This window comes from Vulcanisaeta sp. (assembly GCF_049966235.1).
GTDB classification, from domain to species: domain Archaea; phylum Thermoproteota; class Thermoprotei; order Thermoproteales; family Thermocladiaceae; genus Vulcanisaeta; species Vulcanisaeta moutnovskia.
In genome coordinates this window covers 15,535-38,385 of sequence record NZ_JBMFVA010000002.1, presented here as the reverse complement: position 1 = coordinate 38,385, position 22,851 = coordinate 15,535, and the positions used below count along the sequence as shown (strand labels likewise).

The 22,851-nt window shown below is 42.7% G+C and carries 23 protein-coding genes; 11 read left to right on the top strand and 12 right to left on the bottom strand.

What is annotated here, in order from left to right:
- Positions 1–59 precede the first annotated feature (59 nt).
- The 3 genes from ACP5L5_RS01895 to ACP5L5_RS01885 are packed head-to-tail and all read right to left on the bottom strand — an operon-like array spanning position 60 to position 1,629.
- Positions 60–956, bottom strand: coding sequence for an arginase family protein (locus ACP5L5_RS01895; RefSeq protein WP_428761226.1), 897 nt, complete (start codon positions 954–956; stop codon positions 60–62).
- 45 nt (positions 957–1,001) lie between these two features.
- Positions 1,002–1,409 (bottom strand): PIN domain-containing protein, encoded by a 408-nt coding sequence (locus ACP5L5_RS01890; protein WP_013604159.1) that lies wholly within the window; start codon positions 1,407–1,409, stop codon positions 1,002–1,004.
- Positions 1,390–1,629, bottom strand: coding sequence for an AbrB/MazE/SpoVT family DNA-binding domain-containing protein (locus tag ACP5L5_RS01885; protein ID WP_428761225.1), 240 nt, complete (start codon positions 1,627–1,629; stop codon positions 1,390–1,392). Before ACP5L5_RS01885 ends, ACP5L5_RS01890 begins: the two co-directional genes overlap by 20 nt.
- Positions 1,630–1,874: 245 nt before the next feature.
- On the opposite strand from ACP5L5_RS01885, the gene ACP5L5_RS01880 reads away from it, so the two are divergent.
- The 3 genes from ACP5L5_RS01880 to ACP5L5_RS01870 all read left to right on the top strand — a co-directional run bounded on the left by ACP5L5_RS01880 (position 1,875) and on the right by ACP5L5_RS01870 (position 6,591).
- Positions 1,875–3,356 carry a putative sulfate exporter family transporter gene (locus ACP5L5_RS01880; RefSeq protein ID WP_428761223.1) on the top strand — a complete coding sequence of 494 codons (1,482 nt, stop codon included), beginning with the start codon at positions 1,875–1,877 and terminating at the stop codon, positions 3,354–3,356.
- Between the two features lie 11 nt (positions 3,357–3,367).
- Positions 3,368–4,441 carry a radical SAM protein gene (locus ACP5L5_RS01875; RefSeq protein ID WP_428761506.1) on the top strand — a complete coding sequence of 358 codons (1,074 nt, stop codon included), beginning with the start codon at positions 3,368–3,370 and terminating at the stop codon, positions 4,439–4,441.
- A 287-nt stretch (positions 4,442–4,728) separates the two neighbouring features.
- Positions 4,729–6,591 (top strand): urocanate hydratase, encoded by a 1,863-nt coding sequence (locus ACP5L5_RS01870; protein WP_428761221.1) that lies wholly within the window; start codon positions 4,729–4,731, stop codon positions 6,589–6,591.
- A 69-nt stretch (positions 6,592–6,660) separates the two neighbouring features.
- Here the strand turns inward: ACP5L5_RS01870 and ACP5L5_RS01865 are convergent, their stop codons facing one another.
- Both ACP5L5_RS01865 and ACP5L5_RS01860 read right to left on the bottom strand, forming a co-directional pair.
- Positions 6,661–7,452, bottom strand: coding sequence for an AAA family ATPase (locus ACP5L5_RS01865; protein ID WP_428761220.1), 792 nt, complete (start codon positions 7,450–7,452; stop codon positions 6,661–6,663).
- A 24-nt stretch (positions 7,453–7,476) separates the two neighbouring features.
- Positions 7,477–7,713 (bottom strand): hypothetical protein, encoded by a 237-nt coding sequence (locus tag ACP5L5_RS01860; protein WP_428761218.1) that lies wholly within the window; start codon positions 7,711–7,713, stop codon positions 7,477–7,479.
- Positions 7,714–7,816: 103 nt separating this feature from the next.
- Here ACP5L5_RS01860 and ACP5L5_RS01855 point away from each other — a divergent pair, with 103 nt between their 5' ends.
- Positions 7,817–7,969 carry a hypothetical protein gene (locus ACP5L5_RS01855; protein WP_193387205.1) on the top strand — a complete coding sequence of 51 codons (153 nt, stop codon included), beginning with the start codon at positions 7,817–7,819 and terminating at the stop codon, positions 7,967–7,969.
- Between the two features lie 106 nt (positions 7,970–8,075).
- Positions 8,076–8,297 (top strand): hypothetical protein, encoded by a 222-nt coding sequence (locus ACP5L5_RS01850; RefSeq protein WP_428761216.1) that lies wholly within the window; start codon positions 8,076–8,078, stop codon positions 8,295–8,297.
- A 47-nt stretch (positions 8,298–8,344) separates the two neighbouring features.
- Here ACP5L5_RS01850 and ACP5L5_RS01845 read toward each other — a convergent pair whose 3' ends face one another.
- On the bottom strand, positions 8,345–9,472 hold the full coding sequence (locus tag ACP5L5_RS01845) for a VIT1/CCC1 transporter family protein (RefSeq protein WP_428761215.1): 1,128 nt from the start codon (positions 9,470–9,472) through the stop codon (positions 8,345–8,347).
- An 80-nt stretch (positions 9,473–9,552) separates the two neighbouring features.
- On the opposite strand from ACP5L5_RS01845, the gene ACP5L5_RS01840 reads away from it, so the two are divergent.
- Positions 9,553–10,782 carry an acyl-CoA dehydrogenase family protein gene (locus ACP5L5_RS01840; RefSeq protein WP_428761213.1) on the top strand — a complete coding sequence of 410 codons (1,230 nt, stop codon included), beginning with the start codon at positions 9,553–9,555 and terminating at the stop codon, positions 10,780–10,782.
- Here ACP5L5_RS01840 and ACP5L5_RS01835 read toward each other — a convergent pair.
- Entirely contained in the window at positions 10,779–11,573 is a 795-nt protein-coding gene (locus ACP5L5_RS01835; RefSeq protein WP_428761212.1) for a carbon-nitrogen hydrolase family protein, read from the bottom strand. The two genes, ACP5L5_RS01840 and ACP5L5_RS01835, sit on opposite strands and share 4 nt — an antisense overlap.
- Before the next feature lie 4 nt (positions 11,574–11,577).
- The gene (locus ACP5L5_RS01830) at positions 11,578–13,104 is read right to left on the bottom strand and encodes an elongator complex protein 3 (protein WP_428761211.1); all 1,527 of its coding nucleotides are present in this window, start codon (positions 13,102–13,104) and stop codon (positions 11,578–11,580) included.
- A 120-nt stretch (positions 13,105–13,224) separates the two neighbouring features.
- Here ACP5L5_RS01830 and ACP5L5_RS01825 point away from each other — a divergent pair, with 120 nt between their 5' ends.
- Positions 13,225–15,096 carry an ATP-dependent DNA helicase gene (locus ACP5L5_RS01825; protein ID WP_428761209.1) on the top strand — a complete coding sequence of 624 codons (1,872 nt, stop codon included), beginning with the start codon at positions 13,225–13,227 and terminating at the stop codon, positions 15,094–15,096.
- Here the strand turns inward: ACP5L5_RS01825 and ACP5L5_RS01820 are convergent.
- On the bottom strand, positions 15,083–15,778 hold the full coding sequence (locus ACP5L5_RS01820) for a hypothetical protein (protein WP_428761207.1): 696 nt from the start codon (positions 15,776–15,778) through the stop codon (positions 15,083–15,085). The genes ACP5L5_RS01825 and ACP5L5_RS01820 overlap by 14 nt on opposite strands.
- Before the next feature lie 78 nt (positions 15,779–15,856).
- Here ACP5L5_RS01820 and ACP5L5_RS01815 point away from each other — a divergent pair, with 78 nt between their 5' ends.
- Positions 15,857–17,701: a DNA topoisomerase gene (locus ACP5L5_RS01815; protein ID WP_428761205.1), complete on the top strand. Its 1,845-nt coding sequence runs from the start codon at positions 15,857–15,859 to the stop codon at positions 17,699–17,701.
- A gap of 50 nt (positions 17,702–17,751) precedes the next feature.
- On the top strand, positions 17,752–18,423 hold the full coding sequence (tenA, locus tag ACP5L5_RS01810) for a thiaminase II (RefSeq protein WP_013604175.1): 672 nt from the start codon (positions 17,752–17,754) through the stop codon (positions 18,421–18,423).
- A gap of 28 nt (positions 18,424–18,451) precedes the next feature.
- Here tenA and ACP5L5_RS01805 read toward each other — a convergent pair whose 3' ends face one another.
- Together ACP5L5_RS01805 and ACP5L5_RS01800 are read right to left on the bottom strand one after the other, a co-directional pair.
- A complete protein-coding gene (locus ACP5L5_RS01805) occupies positions 18,452–19,237 on the bottom strand; it encodes an SDR family NAD(P)-dependent oxidoreductase (RefSeq protein WP_428761204.1) in 786 nt (261 codons plus the stop codon).
- A 76-nt stretch (positions 19,238–19,313) separates the two neighbouring features.
- A complete protein-coding gene (locus tag ACP5L5_RS01800; RefSeq protein ID WP_428761202.1) occupies positions 19,314–20,378 on the bottom strand; it encodes a radical SAM protein in 1,065 nt (354 codons plus the stop codon).
- A gap of 96 nt (positions 20,379–20,474) precedes the next feature.
- Here ACP5L5_RS01800 and ACP5L5_RS01795 point away from each other — a divergent pair, with 96 nt between their 5' ends.
- A complete protein-coding gene (locus ACP5L5_RS01795; RefSeq protein ID WP_013604178.1) occupies positions 20,475–21,149 on the top strand; it encodes an ArsR/SmtB family transcription factor in 675 nt (224 codons plus the stop codon).
- On the opposite strand, the gene ACP5L5_RS01790 is transcribed toward ACP5L5_RS01795, so the two are convergent.
- Entirely contained in the window at positions 21,138–21,863 is a 726-nt protein-coding gene (locus ACP5L5_RS01790; RefSeq protein ID WP_428761200.1) for a hypothetical protein, read from the bottom strand. The genes ACP5L5_RS01795 and ACP5L5_RS01790 overlap by 12 nt on opposite strands.
- Positions 21,864–21,922: 59 nt before the next feature.
- Here ACP5L5_RS01790 and rnz point away from each other — a divergent pair, with 59 nt between their 5' ends.
- A complete protein-coding gene (gene rnz, locus ACP5L5_RS01785; RefSeq protein WP_428761198.1) occupies positions 21,923–22,846 on the top strand; it encodes a ribonuclease Z in 924 nt (307 codons plus the stop codon).
- The last annotated feature ends 5 nt before the right edge of the window (positions 22,847–22,851 follow it).

Sequence of the window (22,851 nt, the reverse complement as noted above, 5' to 3'; positions counted from 1 at the left end):
GTAAGGACACCTCAAAATAAGCCTTATTTTTATTATCTATTTTCCTAATTACCATAAAATCATACTTTATGAACCCACATTGCATTAATTATTATTGCTGATGCGAGCATGCTCGTCACGTCATTGATGTCGAATGGCGGCGTGACTTCAACGACGTCGAAAACCCTAGGCATTAATCTAGTGCTTAACTCACGGATGAGCCTAATTACCTCCCTTGATGTGAAGCCGCCGGGTGATGGACTATTAACGCCAGGTGCGAAGGCTGGATCAACAACATCAAGGTTAATACTTAAATGAACAATCCTATTACCAATACTACTCGTAATCTCATTAACCACAGCATTAATACCCATGGAATCAACCTGATCAATGGTATATATATTGATACCTAATTTCCTAGCCTCATTAAATAAGTAGGGTGCGTTTGAGTATGTCCTAACACCGATTATGACTATGTAGGCATTAGGGTCGACATCCCTAATCCACCTAATTACTTGCCCACTGGTTAAACCCTCGGTAACGATCCTAACGTCAGGGTGAGCATCAAGCAGTATATATGCCAACCCATCATTAACTACTCTCTTTAAGCCCCTGAATGCAGCATAGGATGATGTGCTATCACCACCAATCACAACTAACTCCCTAACAAGGCCTAGGGCCTCACTAACAGTCTCCTCAACCCTATGCCAAGTCTCATTATGATCACCAACAACCACATCAACATCACCAAGATCAATGATAGAAGTATTGCCAAGGATGTACGGTGAGGAGTAAAGCCAGGACCTAACCCTGGAGGGAGCAAGCCTAGAGCCAGGCCTAGTACCGACAGCCCCATCCCAGGGAACACCGAGAATACCAACATCACCACTAATCCAGCCCCTCCTAACAACCTCGCCAACCCTAACGTCACTAGGATCCTTAATGAACTTATACATGGGCTCCCTAACAAACCGCATACAAAACAGACAATGATAATGAGGTTAAAAGCACTACATTACGAATTAAACCTCAAGAACTCTAACACCAACCTTCTTAGCCCTTATCCTGAGCTCCTCATCAAACGTGAACAACGGCTTACCCAACGCATATGCAGTTCCTAATACCACTAAGTCGTTAAAACCACCAAGTCCCCAACCAGTACTCTGCATCATACGTAACACCCACTTAATAATATCATTATCACACACTAAAACCACCTTCCTATGGTTAATTAAACTACCTAAAATGTCCATAGCGTGATCCCTCGGCACATTGACAGACCTAAAGAACCAGACCAGCTCATAAATAACAATGTGATGTAAGAACCATCTGTCCAAACTATCTAAAACCCTGACTGCCCTGGTATGTTCCCTAGAATCCTCAACTATGTAAAATATCAACGCATTAGTATCAATCACTGCCTCTGACATTACTCATCAAACCCTCCTCAATGAGCCTATCAATATCACTGATCGTTAACTCCCTACCCAACCTAATCATTGGTATTTCCTGAATTACCTTCCTAAGGATAATACGATCATCATCAACCTCGACACTCAATAAATCACCAACCTTAATCCCAAGCCTCTCCCTAACGCTTGCGGGTATCGTAACCTGGTAATTTCTAGTAACCTTGACCAGGATTTTCACAATAAACTAAAAAATTACTTTTATAAAAATATTTCTACTAAGTTAAAATAATTAACACATAAGAGCACTTTTATACTTAATTAAAGTCTTTACAATAGATTAATATTTATTATCATAATTTTAGAATTTATCAATAATAAATTAATTATATTGATTTAGGGTTTTTAAATATTATTCTGCATAAGAATATCTTGCGTAATGCAATAAGTCTTATTTTTGACAATTACAAGGATATGCCGATAAATATGGCAACCCAAGCAGCAGCAAAGATTGACTGGTCGTCACTATGGAAGAAAGAGGACTGGTGGGCACTTTGGATCGGACTTCTCATTTTTCTCTTATCATTACCTGGTTATTATGGTATTTACCTACTTGGTTGGGTTCCCAGGGTCTCGGCACCGTGGTTAAATCCTTCAAAGAGTATTGTGGTTGTTGGGCAAGCGTTGACAATGACTAAGGCATACCTGGGTTTAAATCCACTGCTTAGCGTGATCCTGCTCTACCTATTCCTGCTGGCGATCCTCACGTTCGCGGCTTGGTCAATGGGACATAACGTTAAGAGATTCATGGCTAGCTTCACAATAATGTTCATTCTAACATTCGGTTTCTGGTGGCTCTTTGGCTATGCATACTTTAACGCTACACCTGACCAATATGCTAAGCTTCACATTACCTGGTCAATACCCGTGGGAGCAGACGGTATACTAATATACCTACTACTCATAGGCTTATTTATATCCAATGTAATATTCTACAAGAAATTACCGGCGGTTCTAGAAACCGGTGCTAGAACCGAGTGGTACATAAAGACCGCAATAGTGCTTCTTGGGGCCTTGATTGGGGCATCATCTCTCAGATACATAACGCTGGCTGTGGGTCTTGTGGAGAGATCGTTAATAGCCATAGTCGCCGCCTACCTAATCTACTGGCCAATCTCATACCTAGTATCCCATAAGGTGTTTAAATTAGATAATAAGTGGGCAGCAACACTGGCATCAGGCGTTAGTATATGCGGTGTATCGGCGGCCATAGCCACAGCCGCAGCAATAGGCGCCCCATCAATAGTGCCAGCTACCATTGCATCAATAATTGTGCTATTCGCAGCCGTAGAATTAGTGGTACTACCATTCGCAGCTGCCACGTTCCTAAAGTGGGCACCATATGCGGCTGGTGCCTGGATGGGCCTATCCGTTAAGACCGATGGTGCAGCTGCAGCCAGCGGCGCTTTGGCTGATGCCCTGATTAGTGCTCAGCCAGGCCTTGCTGCCTATAAGACCTGGGTATTGACAACGGCAGTCATGAATAAGGTATTCATTGATATATGGATTGGACTATGGGCATTCATACTGGCTGTGATATGGGTGACCAAAGTTGAAAGAAGACCTGGAGAAAGAGTTCCCATGATTCAGATTTGGTTTAGGTTCCCCAAGTTTGTGCTTGGTTACCTAGCTACATGGTTAATACTATGGGGTGTTGGTTTCGCAGTTGGCGCTGCCGTATCGTGGAAATTCATGACCGGCGGCATAACGCCACAAACAGAGTTATTTAGGTACTTCTTCTTCGCCCTAACCTTCATGTCAATAGGGCTAACGACCAGGTTCAAGACACTCGCTGAGATAAAGGCTGGGCGTATGATAGCTGCATACGTAGTATCACTAACAATCATAATACTAATAGGATTAGCAGTATCAATAGCCCTCTTCGCAGGCTTACCACCACCTAAATGAGGTGATGAACAATAACAAACCTCAAAATTAAAACCAGTGATAATTTCAATTCTACCCCACGAATAGCTCAGGTCGAGATATCCACATCATGCAATGCATCATGCATTTACTGTCCAAGGATGATATTAAGAAATGAATGGATTTCTAGGTTTATGGACCTGAAGCTGTATCGCCAGGTAATAAGGGAGTTACTAGGTATAAAGTCAATAGGTTATGTGCATCTGCAGGGATGGGGTGAACCACTTCTGCATCCAAACCTTATGGATATTATCAACGAGGTTCAGGGCAAGGTGGACTTCGGTCTCACAACAAATGGATTACTATTAAATGAGCACTATGTGAATAAGCTAATTTCTTCGGGGATCAACGTTATAGCGATAACATTCGCGGGAGCTACTCCATCAACACACAATGCCATAAGGATTGGCTGTGACTTTAATACTCTAATCAAAAATTTAAGAGAACTCGTTAAGGTTAAGGAGAGATTAAGGAGCAATACTAGAGTAATTGCGAGTTACATTGCACTATCAATGAATATTCATGAATTGCCTGACTTCGTCGAGTTATGCCATAAACTAGGAATTGAGGAGGTGATTATTGATAACTTATCGTACATATTAAGCAGAGATATGCTCATGTGGAAAGCCTTTACGGATCTCATGGAACAAGAACCTAAGGTCTTTAAACGCATAGTAAGTATTGCACTAGGGAAAGCCAAGGAATTAGGTATTAAGGTATTCACCTACTCATTAAGTTGCTGGGAACTTACTGAATGTCCAGAGAGACCCACTGAGAGTGTATTCATAAACGTAAATGGCGACGTCTCTCCATGCGTATTCCTAAACCTACCAGTTAGGGACAGTGATATACCGCGATGCTTCATGGGTAAATGCTTCAAAGTGAGGAAAACAGTCTTTGGAAATATAGGAAGTAGTAATATCATGAGTATATGGAATAACGAGGACTATAAAGAATTTAGGCTTAAATTCATAAAGAGAAGGTCCCAGGGATTTACCGAGGAATACAACATTAACTCGACACTACCTAGTCAATGCATTACATGCTATAGATTATACGGTGTTTAGTTCCTCACCAATACCATGGACACCAGCATTATGCTATTTCGGGTATTATTTAACACCACGACCACTGCTGCTAGTGCGGTTTCAAAGGGTATGCTCAGTGAAACTGTAGAACATGAATAATGACCAAGAGGTTTTCCCTAGGAATGATTTTACAAAAACCCTCGGTGGTTATTGTTTAGAACTCGTTTTTAGCAAGATTGCAAGGATTAATTGGGAAAGTGGCTGGTGCGTGTATTATTATTATGGAAAAACAAAAATAGAGAGTCTTAAATTATCCTTGGTTCCTTATGTCAGTTCCTCAAAAATACAGGGGTAGGCCTATTGAGGAGTTAATCTCAGCCGGTTATTACGATCCTGAGACTAGGTCTGTCCATGTTATCACTGGTACGGAACTTCACGTGCATAGCCGTGACTGGCAGCTTGAGGGTCCGCTACGGATGCTCTTTCACGTACTTGACCCTGCGGTGGCTAAGGACCCGAAGAACCTAATTGTCTATGGTGGCACTGGTAAGGCTGCGCGCTCGTGGGAGGACTTTGAGGCTATTGTTGATTCCCTACTCACAATGGACAGCGAGGACACTCTCGTAATACAAAGCGGCCAGCCTGTGGCAATTTGGAAGCTTAGTAGAAATACTCCAAGGGTTTTAATGAGCAATGCGATGCTCGTTCCCAAGTGGGCTGATTGGAAGATATTCTGGGAGCTCGAGGCCAAGGGATTGATAAGCTTCCACCAAATGACGGCTGGTTGTTGGGCGTACATTGGTACTCAGGGTATTCTCCAGGGAACCTACGAAACAATTGGAGCAGCCGCGGATAGGCACTTTGGAGGCTCACTTGAGGGTAGGTTAGTGGTTAGTGCAGGGCTTGGTAACATGGGTGGCGCACAGCCGCTGGCCATTAAGATGCTTGGTGGTGTGGCGTTAATAGCCGATGTTGATAGGAGGATGATACAGAGGATGATAGACACTGGTTACCTTGATACATGGACGGACAACCTGGACAAGGCCATAGACATGGCCCTCGACGCAAAGGAGAGAAGGCAGGCAACGAGCATAGGGGTACTCGCAAATGCCGTAAACTTACTTGAGAAACTGATCAAGGAAAACATAGTACCAGACATACTGACTGACCAGACCCCAGCCCACGACCCACTTTCTTACGTACCCCAGGGACTCACTGTGGAGCAGGCCGAGCAATTAAAGAAGAGCGATCCAGATAAATACATGCTACTGGCTAAGGAGACCATGAAGAAGCACGTACAACTAATGCTCCAGTTACAGGCTAGGGGTGCTGTGACCTTCGAGTACGGCAACAACCTCAGGAAGCAGGCATATGATGCTGGCGTTGAGGACGCATTCAAGATCCCCGGGCAGATGGAGTACATGAGGCCATTGTTTGAGGAGGGCCGTGGGCCCTTCAGGTGGACAAGCCTGGTCGGTGATCCAAACGACATATACAAGCTTGATGACGTATTAATAACATTGTTCGAGAAGAAGAACCCAAGACTTGCCAGGTGGATCAAGAATGCCCACCAGTACGTGAAGTTCCAGGGACTACCAGCCAGAGTCGTTTACCTAGGCTATGGAGAGAGGGCACTATTTGGTAAGATCGTTAGTGAGATGGTTAGGAAGGGCGAACTAAGCGGGCCAATATGGTTCGGCAGAGACCACCTGGACAGTGGTTCTGTTGCGTCGCCCTATAGGGAGACTGAGGGCATGCTTGACGGCTCAGACGCAATTGGAGACTGGCCAATACTGAACTACGCACTAAATACTGCTGCTGGTGCCACCTGGACTTGCTTCCATCATGGCGGCGGCACGGGGATCGGCTACGCTATTCATGCCGGCTTTGGCATGGTTGTTGATGGTACTGAGCTTGCTGAGGAGAAGGCCCTTAGGGTCTTCACTGTTGATCCGGGGAGTGGTGTCGTTAGGCATGCCCATGCCGGCTACCCGAGGTCCTTAATGGTTGCTAGGGAGAGGGGTGTTAGGATACCAATCATTGATAAGCTTGAGGAGAAGAGTAGGCGTGTGATTGAGGAGGCGTATAGGGAGGGTAGGATTAGCAGGTTCACGTATGAGAGGGTCAAGAAGGACCTTGAGGAGTATGAGGCGAGAAAGCAAAACTATAGAACGCCATTTAATACTTAATTACCGGCTCTCATGACAAGGCATTTCGCAGTTAAACCTGGCTGATTTTCATCCTTACTATTGGGTCCACTATCTCGTATTCACCGTGAGAGAGACCCTACTTATTATGCTCATTTTCATGAGGTTATTTAATACCCTCTCGATCTCGCCTGGTGCTAAATACTTATTGAGTCTTAATGTTATGTATTCCCTAATTTCGTTAAATCGTTTCTTACCCCTGGCTATTGCCTCAAGTACTAATCCATAGTAAGTGGACCTACCCAATAACGACCTTAATTCGTCATTGACGAGTTCCATAGTTCTCCTATAAATCTCATTAATGTTTGTTATTCCGCGTACCTTGGCATTGCCGTAGTACGTTAACCACCCCACGATGCCATCAAGTTTATCAACAGCATCAAGTATTTCACTCATTGTTACCTCGATTCCGTATTGCCTAAAGCCCGTTATTAGGAATTGAATTGAAGAGTCCCTATTGAACGGAGTTATCGTTAGTTCCTCGATGAATCTCCCGTAAAGTGGTGACTTGGGATTTTCGAGACCTAGAAAATCGTGTAGTAGTCCAACTTCAGAGCCTGTTAATATTACCTTAACATTGCTTAGGTTATCGTATGTATAGGCAAGTATCTGTGTGAGGTCGACCTTGCCAAATCCCTTTAACATCCTAAGTATTTGGGCCTCATCTATCGCTATTACTATTTGGTCTAGGTTTTTAGATAAGGCGTTTAGTAAATCCATCAGGTAAACGCTCCTCCAATCAACCTCAATATTAGGTTCAATACCACTGCCGAATACGTTTATGCCTCGAATAATCTTCGCGATATTCCTAATAACGTTCTCAAGTCGCCACTTAATGGACAACTCAGTTAGGCAATTCGATATTAATTAGTAGAACCTTCTTTTCGTGAAGTCATTCTCAAGAGTCCTAGCGTCAATGTAGCAATACGGTATGTTTGCTTCATTTAGGGCGACCCTCAGTACCGATGTCTTGCCGACACGCCTAATTCCGTATATTGCAAGGAACCTTGACCCACCCCTTATGAAGTTTAGGATGCTATCTACCTCGTTGTCTCTGTCGAGGAGGTCCTCTCTCCTCGTTTTTGGCTCTATGTCGAATAACATGGAATACTCACCCCTGTATATAATACAGGGGTGCTTAAATCCCTGACCTAGAAAAATGAGTCAGTTTTTAAATACCCTCATTAGTAATACCTTGGTGCAGCAGATGAGCAGTAAGAAGGAGCTTCCTAAGCTTGAGGTTAAGGGCTTCGTTGGTTATATTAGGTATATTGCTTATTTAGGGACTTATGATGAGTATATTAGGGGCTTGAGTAGGGATGACCACTTGGTTAAGGATCGTAATAAGAAGGGAAAATAACGAAGTCATTACCTGCGCCCTCGCAATACTGGGTTTGAAGGTTTAGGACCTGATATACTAATGCCTATTGATGTTGCCCAGAGACTTGGGCTTAACCTATCGGGTGGTGATGCTGAGGTTTACGCCATTCGTACGGCTTCAGGGATTGCCCCCAATATATCGTTTTAGGGAGAGCATCAACGTTAAGGTGTTAGTCAGTGATAGAGATACGCCCATCGTTAGGTTGATACCCATTGTTTCTGAGTCTGTGGATTACGTACTTCTTAGTGATAAGGCTTTAACGGAGTTAGGCATAGTGATTATTGACGCGAGTAATGGCACTTGGTGATTTAGGGATGAGTTAGGAAGGGCCTTTAGGCCCTCATGCACGCCTGGTTAGGTTATTGCTACGTGTAATATTTGATGCGCTATTGTGCCTATTGTGTATGTGGCTGCAGCTGCACCTAGGGATAGTAATATGTTCATAGCCATTGTATGGGCTATACGGCCGCTTCCTGATATTGCCGTTAATAGGCCACTTATGGCCTGTGCTAGAGCCACGAGCACTATCGATATGTATAGTGAGCCTACGTTGCCGATTATGTGGCCTAGTAATGGGAATGGCGCTATTACGAGTAATGCACCTATTAGGTAGAATATGCCCGTGTATAGGGCTGATTTCCCAGGGTTCTCGAGCGCCTCTTCGGATAGGCCAATCTCGCTTACTTCCGTTATCCTTTTGCTTATGTTCACATCTGTTGATAAGCTGGGGGCTATTTCACTAGCTGTTTTTTCGCCAATACCCATTTTATTTAGGGCATTCTTAACCCTCCTGGTTCTATCCTCTATGTCAAGGTTCTCGAGTTCTATATCTATCTTTGACAACATGGTCTCCCTAATATCCCTCTGGGCCTTTGTCGACATATAAGCGCCTACGGCCATTGAAAGCGTGCCCGCAGTACCAACTATTAGGCCAGCCAGTGTTATGAGTATGGGATCAGCAACGACAGGGGCTAAACCAGCCACTGCAGCTAACACCTCCACTAGACCATCGCTCATTCCGTACATGGCATCCCTAATATTATCGATGAATGCTTCGAACCTCGACTCTTCCTCCTTAAAGACCTCCTCATGCGAGACCTCATCAAGTAGTATCTCCCTAAGCCTATCTGTATATGGGCCAAGCGCATTCTTCCTAACCATCTCACCATACCTCTCAATAGCCTCAACCTCCGCACTCTCCCTCAACTTAACGAGAAAACCAAGCCCAAATAACCTCCTAATTAATACTGAGAACATGACTGAGAACCTGGAGGACCTTACATTACTAACATCAATACCTGCTTGATCAGCAATAAATCTCCAGAACTCAGCGTGGCTAGTCTCGTACTGTGATAACTTTAACAATTCCTTTCTTAATTTCTCATTATTCTCAATCTTAGCGAGTGCTGCGTAGATCTCAGCATCCGTTAGCTCATCCTTATAATTCTCAATGACCTCATCTTTGCTAAGCCTTAACTCCATCTATCACCTACGTAAGTACTTGGTTTATTAAATCTATATTCTGGGATAATTTATAAAGGAAATTAGAAATAGTTCGCTGTATGGTATTTCCACTGGATAATCTTCAGGACTATCAATTAATATTTAAGCCGGAACATGAGATCCTAAGGAAGAGCATTAGGGAGTTTCTCGAGAGAGAGGTTTCTCCTCATGCCCTTGAATTTGATGATAAGGATGAAGTACCTAGAGACATATTAAGAAAGCTTGGGGAACAGGGTTTATGGGGTATTGGCATTGATGAGAGCCTTGGTGGTCAGGGTGGCGATACAGTATCAGCAGTCATATTGATGGAGGAGTTAAGCAGGGTAGCACCGCCTCTGGCCGTTATCCGCGGTACCAATGACTTATTCGTAACGCCACTCCTCCTATTTGGTAGTGATGAGTTGAGGAGGAAGTACGTACCACCAATAGCTAGGGGTGAGGCCTTTGGTGCCCATGCCATGACGGAACCATGTTGCGGTAGTGATGTTGCAGGTATACAGACTAAAGCAACCAAGAAAGGTGATAAGTGGGTTATTAATGGTAGGAAGATTTTCATTAGTAATGCTGACATTGCTGACTACATAATGGTATTCGCGAGAACTAGCGAGCCTCAGCCGAATAGGCGTTGGTTTGGGATAACGGCCTTCATAGTTGAGAAGGGGACGCCAGGCCTTAAGATTGGTGCTAAGTTTGAGAAGAGGGGTTTGAGGGGTAGTCATGCTGTGGAGGTTATTTTTGATGATGTTGAGGTTTCCGACGAGAATAGGGTTGGTGATGTTGGCATGGGTTTCATAATAGCCATGGAGACCTACGACAGGACCAGGGTTGGTGTTGCGGCGCAGGCACTTGGCATGGCACAGGCAGCCTTTGAGAAGGCCTTCCAGTACTCATTACAGCGCACGGCCTTTGGTCAGTACCTAGCCAGTTTTGAAGCCATACAATTTGGCCTTGCTGAGATGATGGCTGAGTTAATGACGGCGAGGTATCTAACGTACTTAGCGGCTTACCTGGCTGACCAGGGCAGGGAGGAGTTTAAGTATGTGGCTAGTCTGGCGAAGTTTTATACCACTGAGGCTGCGGAGAAAATAGTTTCTAAGGCAATTGATGTTCATGGTGGTGTCGGTGTAATTCATGAGACTGGTATAGAGAGGTTTCTTAGGGATGTTAAGATAACGGAGATTTACGAGGGTGCCAATAACATTCAGAGAGTTGTGGCCTTTAGACAGTTGATAAGGACGTTGACGAAGAAGGGCATTCTAAATCCTGATGTTGCTAAATCAATAACTTAGGCATTAGTCATGCTTATTAAAACATTATTTATCAGATATTCATTTCTTAGGTCATTGATATACCCCCTTCGGGAACGTGCATACTCAATCTCATTATAATTAAGGACAGCCGTAAATAGTCCCTCAACACCTGGTTCAATAATTAATACGAACTCGCCGTTAGGTGACGTTATAAAACTACCACCGAGTACATCACGGTTATCTGGATACTTATACCCTGTACCCATGGCTGATGCGAAGTATGCCGAGTTCTCAAATGCCCTTACCAGGCCTAGGCTTCTCCATAGGGGTACTCTATCAATGCTTATGCTGCTGGGGTTAGCTATTATGTCTATGCCGTGCTTAGCCATTAGCCTGGTTAACTCAGGATATAGTGCGTCAACGCATATTATGCAGCCTATGTACCAATCATTTATTTTAATAATGCCAAGTCTATTGCCATTACTTATTTCTGCTCTCTCGCCAGTTGCCCTAGATGGATAAATCTTTTCCGAGTAATTAACGAGCCCCTTCTCATTGATCATGGGGCATATACTTACATTCCTATTGTTGGTATTAACGTAAACAGCACCACCAATTATTAAGGCACCTGTGTTATTAGAGAGTTCCTTAAGCAGGCTTACGTATTCATTGAATTCCTCACTACTAAGTACCTTTACTCCAACCCAGTTTTCAGGTAGGATTATTAAATCCGTTGATAGATCCCTAGTTCTAGCCCTTAACCACGCAACGCCCTCATTATAGTTATTAAATCTCCTCGTTTGAACAATAGCTACCTTAAGCCTATCCATATACTTAACCCATTATTAAACTCTCATTACTTGAAGATTGATCATTCAGGTTGGGTTCTGTCAATATTGACTTTCTAAGGTCCTTAAACATATAGAAACTCCCTGGATACTTCCTATAACCAAGCATTCTATAGTACTCCCTAACGCCGACACCTGATATAACGAGCATCCTATAGGCATTAAACTCCTCAAGAGCTATGTGCTCAGCCCTCGCCATCAATGCCCTACCAATACCACGATGTTGCCACCAAAACAAATCAGTGGTCTTACTACCAATTGGTAGTTCAGGACCATAAACATGTAATTCCCTAATCAATGCGGTCCTCCCAACCTTTATCTCAGGCCTATGCGCATTAGCACTTGGTATCCTAAGCCTCAGTATTCCGTAGAGCGTGTCCTCATCATCAGTAGCCTCTAGGAACACCTCATGGCCACTCGATGCCTCATAATCAATCCTATTAATCATTAGTCTCCTCGGTGTTGGTACTAGGCCCTTCTTTATGTACTTATGACCAACCTCACGGCACCTAATCTCCACACAATTAAGGCCTAGTTCCTCCATATCCTTAAGCACTACTTCTCTCATATTACCTATTTTTGGCCCATCAACAACCCAGTGAAGTGGTATGTCCCTACCAAACCTCATAACCCTGACCCATCTGGGTATTGAAGCCATGATATGGGCCAGGAGCCAGTGCCAAGTCTCCTCATCATAACTCCTATAAAGGCCCTTTAACCACTCCTCGTATAACTCGGTGTCCTTTACCACAAAGGTTGGGTAAACCTTAATGCAGTCGGGCATGAAGCTTGGGTCACTGAATATTGCCTTTACCATCTCGAGATCCCTATCTGGTGTTGATCCAGGGAGCCCTGGCATTATGTGGTAGCAGACCTTATAGGCAGAGTCCTTCAGATACTGGGTTGCTTCAATGACTTCCTTAACACCATGACCCCTCTTAACTCTCTTAAGTACATCATCGTATATAGACTGAACACCAATCTCAACCCTAGTAAAGCCGAGTCTCAGCATAATATCTATGTGCTTAGGCTTCACGAAGTCCGGCCTAGTCTCTAGTTCGAGAGCTACAACTCTAATTCTTGCCTTCTCATTGCGTTTATGTTCATTCTCAATACTGGTATTATCAATGGATTCCGTGCCTATGAATGGATAATCATTAACAGCCTTGAATGCATTGCTAACAAACCACTCAAGGTATGACTCAGGCAGTGAGGTCACTGTGCCGCCCATTATTATTAGCTCAACCTTAGATACTGGATGATGAAGAGCTTCGTATTGCCTTATCCTAGCCACCACCTGCTTGTATGGATCGTAATTCAATGGTGCTGCCCGTAATACCACAGGCGAGTCCGGGAGGTAACTCTTTGGCGTGTTTGTCTTTTTTCCACCTGGGCAGTATATGCAATTGAATGGGCATGCCACGGGCTCAACCATTATGGCAATTGGAACTACCCCAGATATCGTCCTAGTGGGCTTTAATCTATTAAGTAATGCATTACTTAGGCTATTCATTACCTGCAGCTATAGGTCCTTTATGGGTCTTTAAAACGCTTTCATCATTTATAGCAGGTAATTTAATATTGATCGCATCATAGGTTTTTAAACCAAGTAGTGATGTTTTAATTGATATAGGTGTCGGGAATTAGGTCATTAATTAAGAGGTATTTTCCATATGACGTATTTAGGAAGTATCAGTGGGAGATAGCCAGGGGTATTTATGATTCATTATCAAGTGGTAAAATTGCGCTAATTGAGGCGCCAACAGGTGTTGGTAAGACGGCAAGTGCCTTAGCGGCTTCATTAGCATATGCGGAGGAGAGTGGCGTTAAGGTTCTATTTCTGATTAGGACTAAAAATGAGGCTCAGGCGCCAATTAGGGAGTTACGTAGGTTAAGGGATAGGGGCGTTGATATTGATTATGTGATAATTAGGAATAGACCAGATATGTGCTGTATGGTTAGTACACGTAAACTCCCATACGAGGAATTCCTTGAGGAGTGTAGGTTTTTGAGATCAAGTGACGAATGCCCCTATTATTCCAATATTAGGAGAGTTGATGTTAATAGTTTAATGCTTCATATAATGGATAATACAGGTAGTATTAATGAGTATGTGTCATCATTATGTGCACTCAATGTTTGTCCTTATGAGGTATCCAGGATGTACCTGGATCGGGCCAAGATCGGTATTATGACTTATTACTACATCTTTAGTATCAATAGGCCTGAATCCATAAATATTGATGTTAAGAATTCCGTTTTAATAATTGATGAGGCACATAATTTACCGGATGCAATAAGTGGATTGAATACTATTAACCTACCCTTGGCCTCGGTAATTGCCTCGATTGCTGAGGTTAAGAAGTTAATTGATGATGAAGAACTGAAAAATAGAGTTCTCAGGATACTAAGGGGTCTACAAACATACATGGTTAAGTTAAGTAGGATTCTTGAGGAGGAGACGATGGTATCACTGGAGTTGGGGGATGTCCTTCAATTCTTTGAGGATTTCCAAGCAATAAAAGATGCCTATTATGAAATAATTAAGAAGAAGAGAAGTGCTGGTGTTCCAATACCATATACACCACTATCCCGCCTATTGGATTTTCATAAAGCCGTACTCAATAAGGTGAGTGGTTTCAGCGTATTTCTTGCCAGGGACGAGCAAGGAGTCTCCCTTGTTTATAAGTGCGTTGACCCATCTGTAGTAAGCAGCTCCGTAATTAATGATGCAAATGGCGTTGTACTTATGAGTGGTACATTACCACCAAAGGATTACGTAGTGAGCATGCTGGGTATAAATAGGGATGTTGTTGAGTATAGGATTGGCTTTAGAGATTATGTTAAGTCTGAGAATTATGAAGTCCTGGTTTATGATGGTATTACCACAAGATACGTGGAAAGGGATGAGGAGGAATACGCTAAGATCGCTGATGTGCTCAGTAGGATTTATCAGGCATATACACTTGATAAGGCAATACTATCAATATTCCCATCATACGTAGTCCTCAAGGCCGTTAGGAAATACCTAAGTCCAGGTGTTAAGTACGTAATGGAGCTAGGTAGTACGTCAATTGATGATTTAATCAGGGATTTAAGGAGCAACCGTAGAAAATTAATAATGGCTGTGGCTGGTGGTAAACTTGTTGAGGGTGTTGAATATAGGCTCGGCACTGAGAACCTGCTCGGCCTTATAATCATTATTGGTGTTCCATATCCAGAACCTAATGATTATCTTGATGACGTAATGGAAATTCTGGCGGCCAGGCTTAACGATAGGAGGATGGCTTGGGAATTAACGTATCAATGGCCTGCCATAGTTAGGATTAAGCAGGCAGTGGGTAGGGCCTTTAGGTCTGAGGATGATAAGGCATTAATAGTGCTCATGGACCGTAGATTTAGGGAAATGAGGCTCGCTAAAATATTCGAGGATTATTTCGGTAAGTATGTCATTGTTGATGAGAAGGAATTAATTAATGAAATCAAAAACTTTACTCCTCGTTAATATTTTCCTCAGAGCCTTCCTGCGACTGCTCCTCACTGGCTTCACCACCTTCCTGTGTGGCATACTGTTGTTGCTGCACTTGCTGGGGCTTTATCTGCGGTGGTCTTGGTGGCGCCAATATTCTTTCTGGGTTTTGTTGAGGTTGTGGCATATATTGTGGAGTCGTTGGCGCTACGGCAGTGGCTACGGGTTGCGATGTTGATTGTTGTTTCATTATCCTTGATATGTATTCGAATCTCCTATCGAGGCCCATGGCTATTTGATACATGGCTATAAAACTAATTATTAATGCTGCAGCAATGGCTATTAAGGATGCCATAAATGCTATTGAGGAGTATGGCACATAAGCATCGCTTGTTGTTGGGAATAGGGTTATGGCTGTTATTACGAATACAATGGCTATCAACGCAAGTGGTATACCTAGGTAAAGCACGAGCTTGCTTAAGCTGGGTGTTAGCTCCTCAATCCTAGGCTGCTGAGTTGCTGGTCTAGTGACTGGTGCTTGCCTTGGAGGTAATTGAGGTGGGGGTTGATAGGTTTGTGAGTATGGAGGTGGTGGAGGTGGTCTATACTGAGGTGGAGGTGGCGGCGGTATCTGTGGCGGTGGTGGAGGTGGATAAGCTGGGTATTGCTGGTAAGGTGGTTTCCTGGTCTGTTTCTCTTCTGGTTTTTTCTCGCTCATTTATAACACCATTAATTATTAAGCTTTATAATTAATAAGTTAATAAATGTTTCGAAAAAGAGTTGGTGATAAGGGTTAATGATCATTGATTCTTTAGTGGTTGCCGAGAAGGATTCAGTGGCTAGGGCCATTGCCAAGTACCTAGCCCAGGGTAGTATAAGTATCAGGAGGATTTACGGTATTAAGGCATACTGGTTCACGAGAGACAATAGGCAGTGGGTTAGTATTGGGCTTAAGGGACACATAATGAATGTTGATTTTTCTGAGGAGTTAAATAAGTGGCATTCCGTAGAGCCATCGAAGCTATTTGACGTTGAACCGATACTGGTGATTAGGGGGGATGATTTAAATTACGTGAGGGCATTAACACACTTAGGAGCAAGTGCTAATACGGTGTACTTAGCCCTAGACGCTGATCCTGAGGGTGAAGCCATAGCCTATGAGGCCATGTTTGTTATAAGGAACGTAAACCCAGGAGCAGTCTTCAAGAGGGTTTTATTTTCAGCAGTGACTAGGAACGCCATCATAGAGGCCTTCAACTCACCAACGAACTTAAACCCTGGTCTTGCCAAGAGGGTCTTCACAAGGATGGTCCTAGACCTAACACTAGGTGCCGTCTTCACTAGAGCATTAACCCTCAGTGTTGAGAAAATCGATAGAAAAGCACTATCGAGGGGGAGCTTCCTCAGTTATGGACCGTGTCAGACACCGGTACTTAACCTCGTCGTGCAAAGGGCTCTTGAGAGGGAGAACTTCAAGCCTGAGAAGTACTATACATTGCACATAATTGTTGATGCCGATGGAAAGAGGATAATGCTTGATCATGATGGTGTATTTAAGGACAGGCAGGAGGCTGAGAAGATACTGAACCTAGTAAGGAGTATGGCCAAGGCTAAGGTAATAATTGCCAGTTATAAGGAGGATTTCCTGGGTCCCCCTGTTCCTCTCGATACAATAGAACTTGAAAGAAGAGCCAGTAGGTTCCTGAACATTAGGCCTAAGGCGGCTCTTGACATAGCTGAGGAACTTTATAGGCATGGCTATATTTCATACCCTAGGACCGAGACGACTATTTATCCACCAACACTAAGCCTTAAGCAGGTACTCCTTGAACTTACCCATGGTGAGCATGGTGACTATGCAAAGACATTACTGGGCATGACTATTAAGCCAACTCGTGGTAATAGTAACGATGGTGCACATCCACCAATATACCCAACAAGAGGTGTTTCAAGGCAGGAGTTGCTTAGGTACTTCAAGAATGAGAGGTATTGGAAGATTTACGATTTAGTGGTTAGGCACTTTATGGCTACGTTAAGTCCTCCTGCCCGTATTGAGAGACAGAGAATAGTTGTTGAAGTTGTTGATCATAGATTTAGTACGGATGGATTAAGAATGATTGATAAGGGCTACCTAGTGATTTACCCATTTGAAAGTCCAAGTGAGAAGGTACTACCAAGGGTGAAGTTAGGTGATGAGTTAAGTATTATTAAGGCCTGGGTTGAGGAAAGGGAGACTGAACCACCACCATATCTATCAGAGTCGGAATTGCTTAGGTTAATGAGGAAATACGGCATTGGAACTGACGCGACAATGCAGGATCATATACATACGAACATAATCCGTGGATACTTTAGGGTCAGGAATAAGCAATGTATACCAACGCCATTGGGCAAGGCAGTAATAAACGTATTTAGTAAGACAGGTGGTGAGCTCATTGATCCATGGTTTAGGTCGCGCATGGAGAAGGCTCTCATGGAAATAACAAGTGGTTCACTAAGGCCCACTGATGTATTGTTTACATTTAAGAGTGAGGCCAGGAAGATATATGAAAAGTTCATGAATAGGCAAAATGAAGTCGCTATGGAGCTCATAAAGGCATTAAAGGAATCATTAAGTAAAACTAACAGGAATAGTAAATAGTAATAGGAAAGTATCATAATACTTTTATTTCTGGTAATAATTAGGGCGTAATGAATAGTCATATTACTGATCTACTTAGGAGTCGTGTCAATGATATTTGGTATAGAATATTTAATCATCCATTTGTTATTGAATTATTCAACGGTACGTTACCACTTGAGAAGTTTAGGTTCTACGTTATTCAGGATTACAATTACTTAATAACATTAACAAAATGCCAAGCCATAATAGCATCTAAGTTTGAGGATCCAACAACCATGAGAAAGATCCTTGAACTTGCGCTTGCTGATGTATCCACAGAGCTTGAGAACTACAATAAGCTACTTAATACTCTTAATCTAAGTTTCGATGATGCTATTAGGATAAGACCGAGTCCTACAAATATTGCGTATATGAACTTCCTATTGACTACATGCACCTTAGGCAGTCCATACGAGGGCTTAGTGGCGATATTACCGTGTTACTGGACTTACCTGGAGATCGCTAGGTACCATGTGGAGAAATTAAGGAGTAATCCCATTAAGATTTATAGGGATTGGGCCTCGATCTACTTAACCCCTGAATATTCAGGTATAGTTGATAGTCTCAGAGTGATAATTGATAAAGCCAGTGATTATTTAATGAGGGACTTCGACAAGCTACTGAATATATTTAGGCAGGCCAGTGTTTATGAGTATTTATTTTGGGATATGGCATACAGGCAGGAACAATGGGTATTATAATTTTAATAAACTAATACCAATACCACCCTTACCTGGGCATGCTTGAGAGGTGCCTCGCTGCTGGCAGTATTGTTGTTCCTGCGTCTATTACGAATACCTGGCCCGTTATATTTCTTGCAGAGTCACTTACGAGGAATGCGACCAGGTCCGCGACCTCCTCAGGCTCTATTATACGGCCAGTCAGTGTACCAGTCTTAACCCATTCCTCCTCCTTAACATTAAGCACCTGCAGTAGGCTCATACCCAACTTGGTCTTGACAAGGCCGGGGGCTATTGCATTAACGGTTATGCCGTAGGTCGCCAACTCAGCGGCCAGGGCCTTTGTGAATCCTATCAGGGCGGCCTTCGCCGTTGCGTAGGGAACATTGTATGCTGCGCCCATTATACCCTCTATCGAGCTCATATTTATGATCCTGCCCCAATTATTCTTGATCATGTGAGGCACGGCGAATTTAGTCAGTAGGTAGGCTGACTTGAGGTTCGTGTTTATTATCTTATCCCACAAACCCTCGTCAATGTCTACGAAGGGTCTCATTATGCCGAGACCAGCGTTATTAACGACAACGTCAACAGAGCCCCACTGCTTAATTGCCTCATCAATCATGGCCTTTGCACCATCAGCTGTAGCTGCATCAGACTTAACAATTATCGCCTCACCACCAACACTCTCAATCAACCTCATGGTCTCCTCACCCTCCTCATCATGCCTCTTATAATTAACAACAACACCAAAACCATCCTTAGCCAACCTAACGGCAATAGCCCTACCAATACCACGACCCGAACCCGAAACAACAGCAACTCTCCTAACCATATCAAGTGGCTAGGTTAATAAGAAGTGAATTAAGCGTTACCTAGCTAATAATTATATAGTTAATATAGTATACGTATTAAATAAGTTTACCAATGTATATATTATCATTGTTTTCAATTATCTTAACCTTAACCTGATTTTCAATTAGTATTGATTCCATATGGGGATTAGCTATTACCGTAATAACTCTATCGTGTATTACCGAGTCCTTTATTGGCAATATAATACCTAGGAATTCACCTCTAATTATCCCCCTGCTAATTATCTTAACCTTAACCTCATCACCAATAGGATATGGCTTAGGCAATTGAGGGGCTTTATGTATGTTTAATTTCTCATTAGTAGCCGTTAACTTAACGCCCAACTCCCTCTCCAGGTTCTTGATTTTTTCCCAGAATTCTTGCCATGTCATAATCCTAACCTTCACCTTTCTACCTCTCTTATGCGGTATATACTTTTGAATAAGTACGGGTGGTAACTCACCCTTGCCTAGTCCTACATTTGTAGCCCATCTAATGATCTCAACTATATCATTATCATTTATACCAGGTAACCAAACGGGGGATGCAACAACATTAATGCCCAACTCAAGTGCTAGTGATACTAGTTCCTTAATGTGATCTACATCATACCAAGAAGCCCCACTTACTTTCCTGGCCAATTCAGGATTTAATGAATCGATACTTAGGTTTATCCTATCTAAACCTGCCTGTGCCAATTCCTTAAGTTCATCCTCACTAAACATGTATAACCTAGTCTGCATGGATACTGTAGAAATTCCGTTTATTGCCTTAATACCACGAATAAGATTGACCAGATATGGATAAACGCCTGGTTCACCCATACCATCAATATGGGCCTCAATATCCATCGTTCCCTTAAACCTAACGACCTCCTCCAACGCCGCTAATAATGTCTCAGGATCATCAATGAATTCTGCCCACCTATTTGTTGATTTTGGGCCTGCATTAACCGAGCAATATATACAGGATAATGGGCATAGTGTTGTTGGCCTAACCTCTATTACATTCGTACCTCTATCAACTATGCCGAAGGCTAGAGTACCTACCTGAGGTGTATCCCTATCTACCCTGATTACTTTCCTGATTCTCTTAACCTCATCAATACTCCTCTTCCACATTGTGGTCCCGGCATGTCTCGGTTATGCGTTTACTAATTCCTATGATTTAGCAAAATAGGGTTTTAAACTCAAAGGGTTACATATTTGTGGACGTAAATGATTAGGATAAATGTAATAGATAAATTAAATGTGTTTAGGATCAATGTGAAATCAGTGGCTGTTTTACCCATTGAGTCCTTTGACGCGTTATTAGGTAATAGCATTAGAATAAACATAATGGATATGCTCAGTAGAGGTCCCATGACAGTTACGTCATTGGCGCAGGAGTTAGGAATGCTTAAGGGCGTTGTTCATAGGCATGTGAAGGCGCTCGAGGACTTTGGTTGGGTTAGGCAATTAAACAATGATGAAGTAAAGACTGTTGGATTAAGTAGAGAGGCCAATAGGATATACTATGTGCCATCGGCCATGGTTTACCTGGGGTTTAAGCTTGAGGCTAATGAGCATGGTATGAAAATAATAATACCCGCTAATTATGGTGCTTTCGTAGATGTCAGAGGCCGTAAGTTCATATTACTAACACCAACATTCTCGAACCATGAATGTAGGAATTCATGTCCTTCACATGAAGCATGTCTCGACTGGATTAAGAGAATTGGAAAGCAGTATCACATAAGTGTTGATTATGATGATGCAGGTAGGGCGCTTATGTACCTATATACACAGTTAATACTTAAGGAGTTTAGGATAAACATGATAAACAACGCAATAATGCTTGACAGCCCGCGCCTAAACTCTATTTTCATGAAGCATGCAAACCTAGCCCTCTAATACAACTAGGTAATTCCTGAAGCCCGTAACCCTGCTTAATTCATACCACTTATCGAGCGATGGGTAATATTGCTTAATCACTATGGTATTAACGCCACCGATAAGCAGTATATTGTCATTATCACTAATTACCTTAACTATAAAGCCGCATTCATCAAAGATCAATTTCCATTGCTTAATGATGAACTCACTCATGCAGTTACCCTGAAATGATGGTATTAATCCTCCCTCTATACCAAATACTTGAATTTCATTATTAGTGTCGGAGTACAATAATCTACCTGAGAGCCCTAATGCTCTCATTATCCTAAGCGCATAGCTGCTGGGCTTGATTCTATGTGGTTTGATTCTCATAAGCCTTACAATAATGATTAACGCCTCATTGGATTTCACGTGGGTTTTTACGTCTATGCCCTCCTCATACCATGAAATACTAATGTCACAATTATTCTCCGTAATTACTACAAATAGTCCTTTTAATTCATTATTTATGTGTGTAAGGTATCTTCCATAGATTATTCCATTACATGGTAAATGAAGTATTACTCTTGTTCCGTATAATTGAATATCCTCATTATTAAAGGCATACCCTGCGTCCCTAGTTATTGAGGTTACGTTTTCCCTGGGAATCACGTATATTGTTAGCCCTGCCTTGTCATAACCTACCCTAAAGCTCTTAATTAAATCCTCAACGTTCACGTTACTACTGCTCATTCCACTTTAATAATCCAAGAGGATTCCTATTTAAATAAACCTGGTTAATTCATGGTGAGATGCTGATAAAGGTTACGTTTTTAGGAACAGGTGCAGGAACACCAAGTAGAGATAGGTACTTACCCGCAATATTGGTTGAGGATGGTCAAAGGAAGATACTGCTTGATGTTGGTGAGGGCATTCAATACAGGCTTCTTGAGATTGGCGTAAGCCCATTGAAAATAACCCATGTGTTCATTACGCACATGCATGGCGACCACATATTTGGATTACCTGGATTACTAGCCACTATGGCAATGCTTGGTAGGGAGGAGGACTTGGTGATTAGCGGTCCTCATGGAATAGTAAACTTCGTGAAGAGTAACATGGAGATTGTTGGTGATCCACCATTTCATGTACAAATCTACGAGATAGAACCCTCAGAGGGGATTAAGGATATTATTAATGAGGAGAATTTTAACCTACAATGCGTATTGGCGAAACACACGGTACCCGACTGTGCCTACTCCCTTAATTGGAGAACATATATAGGTAGGTTCAATCCAGAGAGGGCTAGGGAATTGGGTGTTCCTGTAAAGTATTGGAAAAGGTTGCATATGGGTGAGGTTGTTGTTCTTGATGATGGCAGGGTTATAAAACCCGAGGATGTTGTTGAGGTTAGGAGTAGTGGTTTAGTAAGGCTTGTTTATACTGGCGATACTGCACCCAGTGATTCTGTCATAAACATAGCTAGGGATGCCCAGGTACTTATTCATGATTCAACTTTCTCGGCTGCTGAGGATCACAGCATGGTTTGGAATCAAGGTCACTCTAGATCAATAGACGCCGCTGAGATTGCTAGAAAAGCTGGCGTCAATAGGTTAATATTAACACACATTAGTAATAGGTACTCTGATCCAGAGCTACTGGCTGTGGAGGCATCGGAGGTTTTCACGAACGTCATAGCCGCCAGGGATTTAATGAGCCTGGTGATTTTCTCATAAATGAA

Coding starts and splice junctions, on each gene's coding strand:
- tenA (WP_013604175.1), top strand. CDS start 17,752: ATGAATAGTCATATTACTGATCTACTTAGGAGTCGTGTCAATGATATT.
- ACP5L5_RS01790 (WP_428761200.1), bottom strand. CDS start 21,863: ATGAGCAGTAGTAACGTGAACGTTGAGGATTTAATTAAGAGCTTTAGG.
- rnz (WP_428761198.1), top strand. CDS start 21,923: ATGCTGATAAAGGTTACGTTTTTAGGAACAGGTGCAGGAACACCAAGT.
- ACP5L5_RS01835 (WP_428761212.1), bottom strand. CDS start 11,573: ATGGATAGGCTTAAGGTAGCTATTGTTCAAACGAGGAGATTTAATAAC.
- ACP5L5_RS01820 (WP_428761207.1), bottom strand. CDS start 15,778: ATGAGCGAGAAAAAACCAGAAGAGAAACAGACCAGGAAACCACCTTAC.
- ACP5L5_RS01815 (WP_428761205.1), top strand. CDS start 15,857: ATGATCATTGATTCTTTAGTGGTTGCCGAGAAGGATTCAGTGGCTAGG.
- ACP5L5_RS01870 (WP_428761221.1), top strand. CDS start 4,729: ATGTCAGTTCCTCAAAAATACAGGGGTAGGCCTATTGAGGAGTTAATC.
- ACP5L5_RS01805 (WP_428761204.1), bottom strand. CDS start 19,237: ATGGTTAGGAGAGTTGCTGTTGTTTCGGGTTCGGGTCGTGGTATTGGT.
- ACP5L5_RS01845 (WP_428761215.1), bottom strand. CDS start 9,472: ATGGAGTTAAGGCTTAGCAAAGATGAGGTCATTGAGAATTATAAGGAT.
- ACP5L5_RS01895 (WP_428761226.1), bottom strand. CDS start 956: ATGCGGTTTGTTAGGGAGCCCATGTATAAGTTCATTAAGGATCCTAGT.
- ACP5L5_RS01890 (WP_013604159.1), bottom strand. CDS start 1,409: ATGTCAGAGGCAGTGATTGATACTAATGCGTTGATATTTTACATAGTT.
- ACP5L5_RS01795 (WP_013604178.1), top strand. CDS start 20,475: ATGATTAGGATAAATGTAATAGATAAATTAAATGTGTTTAGGATCAAT.
- ACP5L5_RS01830 (WP_428761211.1), bottom strand. CDS start 13,104: ATGAATAGCCTAAGTAATGCATTACTTAATAGATTAAAGCCCACTAGG.
- ACP5L5_RS01860 (WP_428761218.1), bottom strand. CDS start 7,713: ATGTTATTCGACATAGAGCCAAAAACGAGGAGAGAGGACCTCCTCGAC.
- ACP5L5_RS01840 (WP_428761213.1), top strand. CDS start 9,553: ATGGTATTTCCACTGGATAATCTTCAGGACTATCAATTAATATTTAAG.
- ACP5L5_RS01855 (WP_193387205.1), top strand. CDS start 7,817: ATGAGCAGTAAGAAGGAGCTTCCTAAGCTTGAGGTTAAGGGCTTCGTT.
- ACP5L5_RS01880 (WP_428761223.1), top strand. CDS start 1,875: ATGGCAACCCAAGCAGCAGCAAAGATTGACTGGTCGTCACTATGGAAG.
- ACP5L5_RS01800 (WP_428761202.1), bottom strand. CDS start 20,378: ATGTGGAAGAGGAGTATTGATGAGGTTAAGAGAATCAGGAAAGTAATC.